Here is a 15,280-nt window from a genome sequence, read left to right on the forward strand (position 1 = left end):
GGTTTGTAATGGCTTTATTTTACTATTTTTAACTTAATAAACTTAAAAATAGTATGCCTCTCAATATGCGATTCTTCCTTCTACTATCACTTTTTTTTATTGTCCATTTCAGCTTCGCTCAAGACGCTCACTATTGGACTGAACAATATGGTAACAAGTCCACGCTGATGTCTGGATCGGTAGTCGGCAGTGTCGACGATTTGGGAGCTATGTATTACAACCCTGCTCGGCTAGCACTGCAAGATGACCCAACCTTTTTGATTAGTGCAAAGGCTTACCAAAACGTATCACTAAAAGTAAAAGATGGTGTAGGACAAGCTGATTTAGGATCTTCAGTTTTTGGTTCCGCCCCAACTTTAGCAGCCGGATCTTTTAATTTGGATTCGGTAGAATTTTTAAGCTTTTTTCATGGTCATAAATTTGCCTATGGGTTTTTGTCAAGAACTAATATGGACTACACCTTGAATCTTTCACAAGTTGAAACTCTAGACTTCAACGATGCCTGGATAGGAGAAGAGACTTACCTATCGGATGTCAATTGGAACAAAAGAATAACGGAAGAATGGATGGGACTTACTTGGGCCATTCCATTAGATGATAAGAAAAAATGGACTGTTGGACTTTCGCAGTTTCTAGCCATTCATAGTATGTCTGCTAAATATTCGCAAAATATAGTAGCTAAAGAAGATGGAAGTGGCTGTATAGAATGTGAAGTCGTTACTTATGAAATGACAAGGGACAGGAGTATTACTAGTTATGGGTATGTCGCCAAGATAGGATTGAATTATAGTAGCAGGCTCCTTGAGATTGGTTTGACATATACGACTCCAAAAGCTTCGCTAAATGGCAAAGGCGACACCTATTACAGACAAATTCTCACCAACTATAATAATAGTTCGTCAGATCATTCCAATTTAGCAGAAATTGGGTGGGGTGATGCACAAAGTGCTACTCACAAGGCACCGATGTCTGCTGCATTAGGAGTTGGAATCAATATTGGAAAAAATGTGATTAGCTTAAGTGGAGAATGGTTTGATAAAGTAGATGCGCATTATGCCCTTGTTCCTACTCCCTTTGAAAGGCAAGCACCAGAAGATGGTACTGTGATTCTAAATCGATACGTCGACAAAAGAAAATCAGTAATCAATTATGGGATTGGAGTGGAATGGTATCTGAGTAAAAAAGTGAATGCGTATACCAGCTTTTCCACTGATTTTTCATCTTTGGTTCGCACATTTGAAGGAGATGCTTTTGAAGAAACAGATGGATTCGACAATAACTTGTTTTCTGCAGATATATATCATTATGGTGGTGGTTTCTCATTAGAATTAAGGAAAATGAATTTTACCATTGGCGCAGTGTACTCCAGAGGAACACAGGCTGTGGGGAGAATAGCCAGAATTCCGGGAGAAAATAATCCCGATTCAGGTATAGATAAAAATGCAACAACTGATATGCTCTGGGAAAGGTGGAAAATTCTCATTGGGTTTTCTTTGCCTTTCTATTCGTTTGGAAGCTAATTATATACCTGCCCCTCTCTTTGTAAAGGAGAATGAATCAACTGGGGGAATCTAAAGAAGGAGTTATGCGTAAGTACTAAGACTCAAAGACAATTAATATGTTGTGGAAAAAAATTTTCTTATTTGTAGCACTTTCATCCTTTAGTTTCAAGCCGGAACTTCCAGAGCTCAACGCCAAAATCATCACTTATGTAGATAGTGTGATGGGAACAAAAGTGGCACGCGGAGAATGTTGGGATTTGGCCGCAGGTGCACTTTCCTATTCGGGTGCTTATTTTGATAGAAGCTCTATGAAAACTGTAACCATTTATGGCAGAAGGCTCAATCTCAAAAAAGAAGAAATCCTACCTGGCGATCTGATCCAATTTGAAAATGTGCAAATGAAATGGACCGATGGAAATACAACTTATTCCTCTTCGATGGGCCAGCATACCGCTATTGTTTATAAAATTAATGGCCCAGGCGATTTTGAAATGGCACATCAAAACACCAGTGACTGGGGTAAGAAAGTAGGCGTGAGCAATTTCAACCTAAACCACGTTACTAAGGGCAAAGTGATGATTTATAGACCAATAAGCAAATAGGGATTTTGGTTATTCGATTTCTCCTATGAATGGAAGGTTTTCTGTAATAACTAAAGCTATTGTACTATTGAAATAATTTTCAATTTGATAGAACTGTGCAGCCACTTTGGCCCCACATGCTTTACTCATCTTCTTATAGTATTTTGTCATCATTTTAGTTTCCTGCTTCCTAATTGACAACGCTTTTTTCATTAATGTTCCAGCTTTTTCATTGTCGATGTCATAATAACTTTCGACATAATTATTCAAAAGTGCGTACTTCTCTTTGGCCAAGTTTTTTTGAACACTTGCATATTCATCGTAAATTTTATTAAAGCTTTCACCTTTCATTTTATCAAGTGGTATCAATTCCTTGACGACAGTTTTTCTGGCCTTACCAAAAGTGGATCTGAACACATCATTTTCTTCGTTAACCTGCTGAGCTTGTGTTGACAAACTTGTCAACATGGCTAATAGTATTAATATCGCACTTTTCATATTATGTGTGTCTTAAATGAATCTATACCTCAGAATTATTGATAGCTGAAATAAAATACTTGGCCATTGATGTAAAATTGATTATCTCGCTTTTCTAAAGGCAAAGTGACTTCAGGCAATTTAGAAAAGAGTAATACTAATTTAGCGGGCTCTCCATTTTTCTCATTATATATCAAATAAGAACCCTTTTTGGTTCCTTTGTATTTTCCTGTTTGTTCTTTAAACATCCCAGTACTCTTCATCTTACTTTTAAAAGTTCCATCTAGGTTTAACCAAATTTGACCTTCCTTTTTAGAAGCTTTATCTCTATCATAAGAAAACAAATATTTGCCTGTAAGTTCTTTTTGCCAATCAAAAACATCTAACTCGCTAATCGGAATTGGTTTCACGAATTCTATCTCAGAAATGACTGATTCCAATTTACCATAGTAATTGATCATTTCTGTTTTTTGACCAAAGACCATGGCTGTTATACAATACTCATACTCCCCACACCTTGCTTGTAAAAATCCTTCTACCATATCATTTCCAGCCACTATTATCTTGGCGGATAATATATCTCCTTTCTTTGATGTGCCACCATCCAATTCTATTGAAAGACCTTGAGCCAGAGGGAAACCTTTTTTCCAATTGGAAGCTAATTTTTTAAGAGTGGTTTGATTGGCGAAATACATACAAGTAATATCCACTGATGTATCGTTAGCCATAGTAAAAATTTCGCTGTTATGAGGGTAAAACCCCTTCCAATTCTGTGGAATTGTCACTTTCATCCCTGCAGCTGGAGCCAAGAATGACTCTCCTGCAAGATAAGGCCTGCCACCTTGAGTCGGTCTTGTGCCATAACCTGGCCAATAAGGAAGAAACAAAACAGAGTGAAATAATATCTTAACCTCATATTCATGATGATTTTTAACCATAATTTGGATAACGAATTAAGTTAACCTTAATTTTTCAATATGATCCTGTAACTGTTCAAATATTGTTGCTAACTTCTGTCTAAATAGAATACTCACTACTTACACTTTTGACATGAAACAATACTTTTTAACAATTCTCTTAGCTGGTGCCTTCTTTTCTAATCTTTATGGGCAAGCGATCGAACTTTCAGGATACGGTGGTTATATGGTGAGTGGTAAAGCCAACTATTACGATGGAGAAATCGATGTTTACGATGGACAAGTATTTGGAGGTACGCTGGGGTATGACATGGGAGACGGTATGCAAATTCAATTTCTTTATAATAGGAATAACACTTCGGGACGACTACTCTATTATAGACCGGTTGAAACTCAGCTCTATAATTTCAGCCTCATTTTAGAACACTACCATTTAGGGGTTGAGAAAATCTTGGGAGGAAATGAGCAATTTGTACCATATGGAGCGTTGAGCTTAGGTATATCGGCCTACAAGCCCGGAGATCTGGTGCCTGGAGGGCACAGTCTTGACAATGCTACGCGTTTTTCCATGGGTGCTGGACTTGGTTTAAAATATTTTGTGACTGATAAAATAGGATTAAAAATTCAAGCTAAAATGTTCATGCCTATGCTATTCAGTGGCGTAGGAATCATGTGTGGAACTGGTGGCTGTGGAGGTGGCAGCTCCTTCTACGTTCCTATAGTTCATGGTGAATTTTCAGGTGGAGTGGTCCTCAGGCTTGAGCAATAAATACTGCTAATTTTAGACTTCCGTACACAAATTCATATATCTTCTTAAAAATAGAAACTAATATCTATTACCTTCGTATGTAGTAATTGAAAATCAAAAACTCATACAAATGAAGGGACATATTGGCGAATTCGAAGAATTAGTTCTTCTAACGATTGCAGTATTAGGAGATGAAGCCTATGGCGTCGCTGTATTGGAAGACATCCAACAACGATCAGGAAGAAAAATAAGCATTGGAGCACTTCACTCCACTATCACAAGATTAGAAGAAAAGGGATTTCTCACCTCCTTTATGGGTGAACCCACTCAAGAAAGGGGAGGACGGCGAAAGCGTTTTTTCCATTTGACCGCGTCAGCCAAGCAAGCATTGTCGGACATGAAGTCGCTTCGTAACGAATTGTGGCAATTATCAAACCTTCAACTCTCCTCACAATGAAAAAACAAGGTCAAAAAACTCAACAACCACCTCGACTCGCAACAAAACTATTTTTCTGGTTCTGTGGAAGCGCCATGGTAGAAGATCTATACGGCGACATGGAAGAAATATATCTATCCAATGTAGCTTCTCACGGCAAGTCCAAAGCCAATAGAATTTTTTGGAAACAAGTGCTTTCTCTACTTCTTTCTTACGCACTCAAAGCTCGTAAAACCAACGCCGCACCATCATACAGAGCTAGTAGTCTTTCACCAGCGCTCCTGTACAACTTCTTCAAAGTATCCTTTAGAACATTAATCAGACATCGTTCATTTTCAGCGATAAACATTATTGGGCTTTCCCTAGGTATGTCCATCTGTTTACTCAGCATTACTATGTTTCACAGTATTCAGCGATTCGATCAATTCCATCTCAACAAAGACAGGCTCTATACCATTAATACACTAGTTATCAATAATCAGGTAAATGACAAATTTGCTACTACCGCACCCTTGGTACATGACCAATTGAAGGAGTATAGCAATCAAATTGAAGAAGTAGTAGGTGTCAATGATGGATTCTCCGGAGATGTAATAATCAATCAAAACACACTCCCGATATCCGGTATGTACGTTCCTCCAGAGTTCTTGAAAATATTCACATTCCCACTAATCGCAGGAAATGCTACAACTGCTTTGGCACAGCCTTTTAGTATCATCCTTACGAAAAAAACAGCACTCCGTATTTTTGGACATACTAATGTGATTGGGAATAATCTTGAAGTAGGAAACAAAGGAATATTTCAAATTACTGGTTTGATGGAAGACATACCTGGCCCATCTCACATGCAATTTCAATCATTAGTTTCTTACAACACATTGCATGCATTAGAACCACAATTGAATAAAAGATTTCAAGACTATCGCTTTTATACAAATAGCTACACCTATTTGCTTATGAAAGAAAATAGCGATCCGGAATCTCTTCGTGAACCTTTGAATCAAATAGCCCAGAAAATATCAAATGAAGATGAAACGATCACACTTAACTTACAACCAGTAACTAATATCGCTACTGGTGAAAACATTAATTACTCCATCGGACCATCATTTGATCAAGTATCGATGGCGTTTTTCGTATTACTTACTTTACTTATTCTCACTCCTGCATGCTTTAACTATGCCAATTTATCCCTGGCTCGATCTCTAAAAAGAGCAAAAGAAATAGGCATGCGAAAAGTAGTTGGTGGTGGTCGTCGAGACATCTTTATTCAATTCATATTTGAAACACTTATTATTACAACTATTGCGCTTTTTGGAGCTATTTATGTCTTCACACTAATACGAGAAGAATACTTGGCTATGTTAGCTGGTGCTAATTCCATTGACTTGACTATCACTCCTCAAGTTTTCTTGTCCTTTTTGGGTTTTTCTATATTCACCAGTTTGCTTGCCGGAGTAATTCCCGCCACGTACTTCGCTAAAATGAAAGCCATTGTCTCTTTAAAAGGCGGAGGTAAAGCTGGCGTCTTGTTCAAAACTAAACTAAGAAATGGCCTCACTGTATTCCAGTTTTGCCTTTCCACATTTTTCATTTTTGGTGCGATTGCTATGTTCTCTCAGTATCAACACTCTATGAATTATGACAAAGGATTTGACGAAAAAGGCAAAGTCATTCTCCCACTACACAACATAGATCCTGAAATTATATCTCATGAATACTCAAAATTTCCTGAAGTAAAAAAACTGGCTTTTTCTTCTGGCATTCCAGGGACGCGATCTCATGATGAAGTATGGGTGCAAATGAATGATTTTGCTGATTCTGTAGCAGTACATCAAATGTTTGTTAACAATGACTTCTTAGAATTAATGGACTTTCAAATTGAACAGGGTCATCTCTTTGTTGAAGAACTAAATCAAGACGAAGAATTTCAGATTATAGTGAATCATACTTTTATCAAGTCTATGGGCAAGGATATGGAGAACATCATGGGGCAACAGTTCAAGGTACGAGGCGGACTTTCCGCACGAGTAATTGGAGTGATAGATGACTTCAATCACTTACCAGTAATGAAAGCCATTCAGCCTTTCTTTTTCCGCTACGACCCAAGCAAATTTTCAATTGCTACGCTCAAAGTACATACTCAAAATGTGTTTGAAACAGCAAACAAATTTGAGGCAACCTGGGAATCTCTTAATGATTTAACGCCATATGAGTTCACCTTCTTAGAAGATAAGCTAAATGCCATTTATCAGTCACTTAAAGAACCCATTAAAATTTTCGGGTTTTTGAGTTTTTTGGCCGTTTCAATTTCCTGTTTAGGATTGCTAGGAATGGTAGTCTTTACCATGGAAAACAAAATCAAAGAAATTGGAATACGAAAAGTCATGGGAGCATCATCTAATCAGCTCACACATCTTTTATCAAAAGGATTCTTAAAATTGATGTTGATTGCTGTGATTATCACCATTCCATTAGCATTTTTCTTTTTTCAGTTCATGTTAGAAAGAATTGTATTCTACAATAGCCCCTTAGGAATTTTGGAAATTGCAACCAGTGTTTTCATTTTAGCTGTTTTAGGCGGAACTACTGTCTTTTCACAAACCATACGGGCAGCCAAATTAAACCCAGTAGACAATCTACGATACGAATAATCGTTAAAAATAAATATTAATTTTAAAGAAAGACCTCTAGCATTAGGGGTCTTCTTTTTTTATCTTTTTCTTTATTTGCGCAAATCAAATGGCGACCCATGAGCAAACCAAACTGAGTATTTTGTGAAGCCCTTTATCCGAATTTTCATTTTGATAATCTGCCTCCCGGCCTTACATGTGCATGGACAAACACGGACTTTCGGCACACAGCCAAAAGCAAAAATGGATACCATAAAAGTCAAAGCGGATAGATTCGTTTTTATCAATGACAGCGCCTATTATGCTAAAGTCGATACTGTTTTTATTCTCCCTGACACTACTGACTTTTATGTAAGAAAAAATAATATGCAACGCTCTCAAGAATTTTATCAACAAGTAGAGCAAAAAATGAGTAAGTCTAAGCTCTCTAACTTAATGTACGACTATATGTTCGTACACAACGAATCACCAAAAACAGAAGAATTACACGAACAGCGGTTCATGCCATATGAACGGGAGACCATCTCTTCTATTGGATTCAAGTCCCTTCCCATTTTCGGATCCACAGTCAAAGACACAACTATTTACAATCCATCCAAATGGGTGGCGCCATGGAACAAAATACATATTCATACTCAGAATTGGGTTATTAGAAAAAATCTCACTTTTAAAACTGGCGAACATATCAATCCCAACAGCTTTGTAGATAGTGAGCGATTGATTCGCCGATTAAAGTACGTTAAAGATGCAAGAATTATGCTCTTGGAGCACTCTAATCAAAAGAAAGCAGATGTAGTTGTTGTCACTCAAGATGTCTTTCCTTACAGTTTACTCTTAAGTCCAAATAATGACAATGATGCACTTTTTGGCATAAGTCATTCAAATATTGGTGGAATTGGACACGAATTCGAATATGACTATATCAGAGATGGCGGTTCAGATTTCTTTTATAGGGTGCCCAATATTTTAGGTACCTTCATTGATGGAAGGCTCAATTATGCAAAACATTTCAGACGGGATGGGGTAAGTGCCAACTTCGAACGGGACTTTGTTACTCAAGAAATGAAATATGCTGGCGGAGCATTATTTAGCAGATATATCTATGGCGAGTATAATTATGAGCCGATTTCAGAAGTAACATCCACTTATAAATATGATGAACAATATTCTAACTTCTGGTTGGGCCGTGCCTTTAAGACTAATATAAAAACAAATATGCTAGGCATCGATGCTGTTACAAATGCAGTTGCTTCAGCAGGAATTGAATATTCCAATTTCTTTGATCGCCCTATTGTCTCTGCTGATACGAATTATAGGTATCATGATAAAACCACCTATCTCATTAGTCTAGGTCTTAGTGCCAGAAACTATTACAAAGATCGATTCATTATTCAGTATGGCAGGACAGAAGATATTCCAACAGGTAGTGCCATCGGTGTGGTGGCAGGTTATCAACAAGCAGAATTTAATGACAGGATCTATTTAGGGTTTAACTATGCAAGAGGTGGTTATGTCAAAGGGTTCGGATATATAAATGCAATTGCTTCCTGGGGCAGTTTTGTAGGAGATAATGGTTTTGAAAATGGAATTATTCGAATGGGCGCTGATTATTTCACTTCATTAATATCCATCAATCAAATCAAATTGAGGCAATTTGTAGATATTACGCTTAGCCAGAGCATAAACCCCTATGAAGAATACATTCTAAATACAGAATCTGATCTAGGTATTAGAGGTGTAAGAAACTATTATCTACGAGCTACTACAAAATTCAATATAAAATTAGAAACCGTGGTGTTCACTCCGATCAACTTAGTTCAATTTAGATTGGCCACATTTGCATTTTTTGATTACACAGTTACAAAAAACATAAGAAACGACTTTTTTGACAAAGATCATTTTATGGGTATTGGAGGAGGAATTCGATTGAGAAATGACAACTTGGCCATTTCTACTATACAGATTCGCTTAGGGTATTATCCTAGTACACCCATCAACGCTTCCACTAGTACATTTGACTTCTCTACTTCCAGCTTACTCAATATCCGCGATTTTGATTTTAGAGCACCACAGATTATTCCATTTTAAACCCGATTTGTGCATTAGCATAATTGGAGTTAATGCTTATTAAGTTAAAAGGAGATTGATTTTCCTTTACAAAGGAACAAATCACAATTACCATTTTGGGTTTTACTGCAAACAAGTGATATCAACGTTAATCATTGAAAATTAACCTAATAGCTATAAACTACTGAATTGTATATTCCAGGTTAAACATCGGTACAAAAAAATCCAGCCCTCTTTCAAAGACTGGATTTTCTGTATGAAATTAATTTTTTGTTGTCTTAAAGCACAATTCCGATAAAGGATTTGAAGGCGATTCCCATCAATCCAGTCAGGATCATAGTGATACCCAATCCTTTCAAACCATTGGGAACATTGGAATACTTTAGCTTCTCTCTGATGGCTGCCAATGCAATAATTGCCAAGAACCAACCAAAACCAGAGCCAGCACCATAAGCTGTAGCTTCTACTATGGTATAGTCTCTTTGAACCATGAAAAGTGACGCACCTAGAATTGCACAGTTTACTGCGATCAATGGTAAAAAGATACCTAGAGAACCGTATAATGCTGGCGACACTTTTTCAATAATCATTTCTACCAGCTGTACCATCGCCGCGATAATGGCAATGAACATAATGAATTGTAAGAAACTCAAATCGATAGTTTCAAAACTACTATTGAGCCATACCAAGGCACCTTCTTTCAACACATACTCCTGAAGTAGCCAGTTGATCGGTACAGTAATAGTCAAAACAAAGATAACTGCCGCTCCTAGTCCAAGTCCTGTTGATACTTTTTTAGATACCGCCAAGAACGAACACATACCTAAGAAGTATGCGAACACCATGTTGTCGATAAATGCGCTTTTTATGAATATATTAAATGCTTCCATTTCTAATCTCTTTTAGCTTGTTGGCTTAGTGTTCTACGTATCCGTTTTGTGTTCTTTGAATCCAGATCAAAATACCTAGTACCATAAAGGCACCAATGGAATCTACCATCAATCCGTTAGTCTGAATGTTTACTAAACCTCCAGTCCAATCAGAAAGCGTGGCATAAACTGGCACGTCAAATACAGTACCTGACCCAAACAACTCTCTAAAGAAAGCCACAGTCAAAATAATCCATGCATATCCAAATCCAGAACCTAATCCATCTAATACAGAGTCATAGGCCTTGTTTGCCATGGCAAATGCTTCTAAACGACCCATCACAATACAGTTGGTTATGATCAGTCCTACAAAAGCCCCAAGCACTTTATACATGTCGAACAAATAAGCTTTCAGTACTTCACTCACAAGTGTTACCAACGTAGCAATAACAGCCAATTGCACTATAATTCTAACTCGACCTGGTATCAAATCTCTCATTAGAGAGATGATCAGATTAGAAAATACGATTACAAATACTACGGCTATAGACATAACCAAAGTAGGCTCCATTTTCACGGTAACGGCCAGGGCCGAACAAATTCCTAGTACCTGAATGGTAATTGGATTGTCATCGTTCAACGGGTCGGTGATGAACTTCTTCCTTCTCTTCGACAATAAAGGCTCAGATGGCTCTTTTACTACCGCTTGTTCCAAAGTTTCTGTACTCATTGTATTATATTTTAAATGGGCCAAGCCCAATCAATTCCTTAATTATTCTGCAGTTTCTTCTGATTCTTCCTCTGCTACAGGCTCTACTACTTCAGCCACAGGCTCTTTTGAGTTTTTAGTTTTCTCAATGTATGCACCATAGTAACCAAAGTAATCCTTCAACATCGCATTCAAACCTTTACCAGTTAATGTAGCGCCAGACAATCCATCAATATGATGATCATCTAAGGGTTCTCCTTTTTCGCCTTTAACCATGCTTACGGATTGCAAAGCACCTGATTGGTCATATAGCTTCTTACCTACGAACCTTGCTTTGACTGGTTCGTCAGTTATTCTTGCACCCAAACCAGGTGTCTCTGACTTGTGATCAAACGCTACACCTCTGACTGTATTCAAATCAGCATCTACGGCCACGAATCCAGAGATCCAATCCCAAAGACCTGCACCAAACATAGGGAAGATATAAGAGTCTACTCCTGACCCATCTTCTTTCATATACATGAAAACCGGATAAGGTCTAGACTTTACGTCTTTTTTGAATTTGTTGTGATTCTTTTGGAAATCAATTTTTTCCGCTACCAATGGATTCCCTTTTGCATCTGTTTCCATTGGCTCACCATTGATGTCAACTACAATAGAAGTTACTCGCTCTTTATAATAAGCTAAAATCTCATCTGGAGTTTTACCTTCTACACTTGTAGGGTCCACGGCGCCCAAAATTTTCTTTTTGGTATCCAATTCTACCTGCTTGTCTTGCAAAGGCTTCAGCACTACTGAAGTTCCAGACAACAATCCACCCAATACTATGGTCAGTATGGCGGAGAAGACTACTATATATAAATTAGATCGTTGCACGTTTCAACCTCCTTTTCTTGTTAGCTGCTACCACATAATAATCGATCAGTGGAGCAAATACGTTCATTAATAAAATTGCCAGCATAATTCCTTCTGGATAAGCCGGATTAAATACTCTTATGATTACGGTAAGAATCCCGATAAGGAATCCGTAAATCCATTTTCCAGTTTCTGTTTGAGTAGCCGTCACCGGATCAGATGCCATAAACACTGCCCCGAAAGCTAACCCTCCTATTACCAAGTGATAGTGAGCTGGCAGTAACATGTATTCATTGGCTCCTAGCATATTACAAATGGTACCCATTACAAAAGCACCAGCAAAAACACTTGTAATAATTTTCCAGCTTCCTACGCCAGAAAAGATCAAAATAGCAGCACCAATCAAGCACATCAAGGTAGATGTCTCTCCAATACTCCCGGGAATAATTCCCATAAATAAATTATTGAAACTGTATAGCCCTTCTGACCATGTTTCAGCCATCATACTAAGCATGGATTGATCAGCTTCTACTGCTGCTGCTCCGATAGCCAGAGGCGTCGCTCCAGAAAATCCTGCTACTGCTTGCTCACTACCTAAGTAAGACCAAACGTCACCAGAAATCTGTGAAGGATAAGCGAAATATAAGAACGCTCTGGCTGTCAAGGCCACGTTCAAGATATTCATACCTGTGCCACCAAATGCTTCTTTGCCTATGATTACAGCGAATGCTGTAGCCAGTCCTACTTGCCATAGTGGAATGGTAGGAGGCATCACCAAAGGAATCAACATTCCGGTTACAAGGAACCCTTCGTTTACTTCATGTTTTCTTATAGTAGCGAATGTAAATTCAATACCGAGTCCTACTGAGTAGGAAACAATCAAGATAGGAACCACCAAAGTCGCTCCTAATAAAATTTCGCTGCCTAGATCAGCCACTTCACCAATGGCCAAGTAATGCTGATGTCCTGCATTCCAAATACCGAATAATAAACATGGCAACATAGCGATGATCACTGTCATCATCATTCGCTTCATGTCGATCGCATCCTTGATCTGAACGCCTTTGGCACTTGTCGTGCTGTTTGGTGCTAGAAAGAGCGTCTCATGCGCTTCGTATATATAGAAAAACTTCTCCCACTTACCACCTTTCTCAAAGTTGGGGCGAACCTTCGCAAATATGTCTTCTATAAACTTCATTCTTAACTATTTTTTACTAGATCTAGTCCTTCTCTTAAAATGGCCTGAACATCGTTCTTAGACACGTCGATAAATTCACAAAGAGCCAAATCTTCTTCGATCACTTCGTAAATACCCAAACCTTCCATATCATCAAAATCCTCCGCAAGGATTGCTTTCAATAAATAAGTAGGAAGAATGTCCATTGGAGTTACTTTTTCGAAAGCTCCTGTCTGAACAAATGCTCTATGCTGACCTCTGTTGTTGGTATCGAGCACAAATTCTTTTTTCTTTCCGCCAAGGAAAGACAACAAACCAAAGGCTCTGTGGAAACTCAAACGATTGGTAGTAGGCAAAATCCATCCAAACAATTCATAATAATCTCCTTCAGGAATCACAGTCAATTGATTGTGATAAAATCCTAAGTATCCTGTAGAGTTCACTTGATTGCCTGTCAATACATTACCAGAGACATACCTTACATAACCATCTTTCACTGTACCATCGATCAACTTGTTGATCGCAGCACCTGAATATGTTTTGTAGTATTGTGGAGCCTTTACTTCAGAACCTGCCAACGCAATCACTTTAGATGCGTCGTATTTTCCTTCTAAGAAAAGTTTTCCGATTTGAGCCACACCATATGGATGAACCGTCCACGACACTTCTCCTTTATTAATTGGTGCGATGTGATGAATCTGAACACCTACATTCCCTGCAGGGTGTGATCCAGATACAGTGTTCACCTGAGCTTCAGTTCCTTTAAACAAATCTGATGAATCATTGGCTGCTACATTGACATGAACTTTACCTTCAGTCAACTTAGCTAACACACTGATTCCTGCCTCAAAATATTTTTTCTGTCCTTCTAAGATAAAGTTCATATCCGGAGCCAAAGGATGCGTATCGAAAGCCGACACGAAAATGTTTTTTGGTGAATCGTTTGGATCTGCCACCACACCGAATGGACGCTGGATGATATTTGGCCAAACACCACCTTTGGTCATCTGCTCTACGGCCGCTTCCTTCGAGATTCCCTTCACGTCGTCATGCTTATCAAACGACTCGAAAGACACCTCTTTGTCTGCCAAGATTCTGATTTCTAATATTTTTCTTTTAGCGCCTCTTACCACTTCAGCGATCTCTCCGCTCACGGGTGAAGCGTACATCACATTTTCGACCAGTTTGTCGATCATGATTGGCGTTCCTGCCTTCACGTTGTCGCCTTCCTTTACAAGGAGTTTTGGACGGCTCATACCAACAAAATCTGTGGGTTTAATGGCGTAAGTCTCCGCTGGTGGGAGCTCTCCGATTTTCTTTTCAGCTTTTCCTGCGAGATTGATATCGAATCCCTTCTTAAGCTTTATATTCTGAGACATATTTTAATGCAAAAGTCCTGTTTTATAAAACGAGGCAAAAATAATAAAAAATTGATGATAATGGGCTAGGAGCGCAATTATCGTAAAAGTATTTGAGGAAGGAAAGCGAAGGGAAAAAAATCGGGGGGAGGATCGAATCTTCAAATCCCTCTAACCCTCTTTATCTAAGGGGAAACTAAACTCCCTCTTGGAGAAGAGGGCTGGGGAGATTGATGGAAGATACTTTAACTTTATTCCATGAAAACAAAAATTCTACTCCCCATTCTTGCTTTAATACTCCTCAGCCTTTCAGCTAAAAGTCAAGGCGTATCTGCCTCATTTATTATCCCCAAAAATGGCTATTTCTCAGCTCCAGTTAGTCCCCTTTCTGTGAGAGGGCTTGGCTTGAGTTTCGGCTTGCTAGGTGTAGAAACAGGTGCCTCTTTATATAATATGCCTGGGCTACCCATGAATGGTTTGCCTTTTGAGGCTAATAAACCCCTAACTGGTCCTCATTGGTCAATTTTAGTCCCTCTTCAACTTTCCTTGACTTTGGACTCAGACGCCATGTCGGTAAAAATTCTTGGCGGTGGTTTTGCAATGGGTCATATTGCCCCTCAAATCAACTATGGTAATATGGATCGGGCCATCAGAGAATATGAAGGGTGGGATGTCGCTAATGCAGACTTAGATGTCGAAAACAAAATTGGATTCGGTTGGATGGCAGGTGTCGAGTTAGCTTTTCATGTCAGTGACAAGTTTTCTATAACTACAGAAGTTCAATATCTTAAAGGAGATTCTGGGGCAGCCATTACTGGCGAATACTCAGGTGGCACCATTGGTGGACCAATCGAAACCCGAATGGTAGATTACCCGGATGCAGTGACTGCATTGGAAGGAGTGGAGATTTCATTAGGGGTAAAGATGAATAGGTAATACTAATATACTTAT

14 protein-coding genes are annotated in these 15,280 nt (G+C 38.5%); 7 read left to right on the forward strand and 7 right to left on the reverse strand.

Translation table 11 applies throughout. The features are described 5' to 3' along the window. The first annotated feature begins 53 nt into the window (after nt 1-53). Both ACOQO5_RS03635 and ACOQO5_RS03640 read left to right on the forward strand, forming a co-directional pair. Complete coding sequence (locus tag ACOQO5_RS03635; protein WP_420580319.1) at nt 54-1,520, forward strand: hypothetical protein; 1,467 nt, start codon at nt 54-56, stop codon at nt 1,518-1,520. A 98-nt stretch (nt 1,521-1,618) separates the two neighbouring features. Continuing rightward, entirely contained in the window at nt 1,619-2,104 is a 486-nt protein-coding gene (locus tag ACOQO5_RS03640) for a hypothetical protein (protein WP_420580320.1), read from the forward strand. A gap of 9 nt (nt 2,105-2,113) precedes the next feature. Here ACOQO5_RS03640 and ACOQO5_RS03645 read toward each other — a convergent pair whose 3' ends face one another. Together ACOQO5_RS03645 and ACOQO5_RS03650 are read right to left on the reverse strand one after the other, a co-directional pair. Continuing rightward, nucleotides 2,114-2,581: a hypothetical protein gene (locus ACOQO5_RS03645; protein ID WP_420580321.1), complete on the reverse strand. Its 468-nt coding sequence runs from the start codon at nt 2,579-2,581 to the stop codon at nt 2,114-2,116. A 35-nt stretch (nt 2,582-2,616) separates the two neighbouring features. Beyond that, the gene (locus tag ACOQO5_RS03650) at nt 2,617-3,498 is read right to left on the reverse strand and encodes a hypothetical protein (protein ID WP_420580322.1); all 882 of its coding nucleotides are present in this window, start codon (nt 3,496-3,498) and stop codon (nt 2,617-2,619) included. A 112-nt stretch (nt 3,499-3,610) separates the two neighbouring features. On the opposite strand from ACOQO5_RS03650, the gene ACOQO5_RS03655 reads away from it, so the two are divergent. The 4 genes from ACOQO5_RS03655 to ACOQO5_RS03670 all read left to right on the forward strand — a co-directional run bounded on the left by ACOQO5_RS03655 (nt 3,611) and on the right by ACOQO5_RS03670 (nt 9,382). Next, a complete protein-coding gene (locus ACOQO5_RS03655; protein ID WP_420580323.1) occupies nt 3,611-4,246 on the forward strand; it encodes a hypothetical protein in 636 nt (211 codons plus the stop codon). Nucleotides 4,247-4,355: 109 nt separating this feature from the next. After that, entirely contained in the window at nt 4,356-4,682 is a 327-nt protein-coding gene (locus tag ACOQO5_RS03660; protein ID WP_420580324.1) for a PadR family transcriptional regulator, read from the forward strand. Then, nucleotides 4,679-7,315: an ABC transporter permease gene (locus ACOQO5_RS03665; RefSeq protein ID WP_420580325.1), complete on the forward strand. Its 2,637-nt coding sequence runs from the start codon at nt 4,679-4,681 to the stop codon at nt 7,313-7,315. Before ACOQO5_RS03660 ends, ACOQO5_RS03665 begins: the two co-directional genes overlap by 4 nt. Nucleotides 7,316-7,537: 222 nt before the next feature. After that, a complete protein-coding gene (locus tag ACOQO5_RS03670; RefSeq protein ID WP_420580326.1) occupies nt 7,538-9,382 on the forward strand; it encodes a hypothetical protein in 1,845 nt (614 codons plus the stop codon). A 257-nt stretch (nt 9,383-9,639) separates the two neighbouring features. On the opposite strand, the gene nqrE is transcribed toward ACOQO5_RS03670, so the two are convergent. Genes nqrE through ACOQO5_RS03695 form a run of 5 tightly spaced genes read right to left on the reverse strand, consistent with a single transcriptional unit; the run spans nt 9,640 to nt 14,350 of the window. After that, a complete protein-coding gene (gene nqrE / locus ACOQO5_RS03675) occupies nt 9,640-10,251 on the reverse strand; it encodes an NADH:ubiquinone reductase (Na(+)-transporting) subunit E (protein ID WP_420580327.1) in 612 nt (203 codons plus the stop codon). A 25-nt stretch (nt 10,252-10,276) separates the two neighbouring features. Continuing rightward, nucleotides 10,277-10,960 (reverse strand): NADH:ubiquinone reductase (Na(+)-transporting) subunit D, encoded by a 684-nt coding sequence (locus ACOQO5_RS03680; RefSeq protein WP_420580328.1) that lies wholly within the window; start codon nt 10,958-10,960, stop codon nt 10,277-10,279. 42 nt (nt 10,961-11,002) lie between these two features. After that, entirely contained in the window at nt 11,003-11,815 is an 813-nt protein-coding gene (gene nqrC / locus ACOQO5_RS03685) for an NADH:ubiquinone reductase (Na(+)-transporting) subunit C (RefSeq protein WP_420580329.1), read from the reverse strand. Continuing rightward, nucleotides 11,802-12,992, reverse strand: coding sequence for an NADH:ubiquinone reductase (Na(+)-transporting) subunit B (locus ACOQO5_RS03690; RefSeq protein WP_420580330.1), 1,191 nt, complete (start codon nt 12,990-12,992; stop codon nt 11,802-11,804). The genes nqrC and ACOQO5_RS03690 overlap by 14 nt, the downstream gene beginning before the upstream one ends. 2 nt (nt 12,993-12,994) lie before the next feature. Next, nucleotides 12,995-14,350, reverse strand: a complete 1,356-nt coding sequence (locus ACOQO5_RS03695) for a Na(+)-translocating NADH-quinone reductase subunit A (RefSeq protein ID WP_420580331.1) — start codon at nt 14,348-14,350, stop codon at nt 12,995-12,997. Between the two features lie 237 nt (nt 14,351-14,587). On the opposite strand from ACOQO5_RS03695, the gene ACOQO5_RS03700 reads away from it, so the two are divergent. Beyond that, nucleotides 14,588-15,265 (forward strand): hypothetical protein, encoded by a 678-nt coding sequence (locus ACOQO5_RS03700; protein WP_420580332.1) that lies wholly within the window; start codon nt 14,588-14,590, stop codon nt 15,263-15,265. Nucleotides 15,266-15,280: the final 15 nt, after the last annotated feature.

This window comes from Reichenbachiella sp., from assembly GCF_965223055.1.
In the GTDB taxonomy this organism is placed as follows: domain Bacteria; phylum Bacteroidota; class Bacteroidia; order Cytophagales; family Cyclobacteriaceae; genus Reichenbachiella.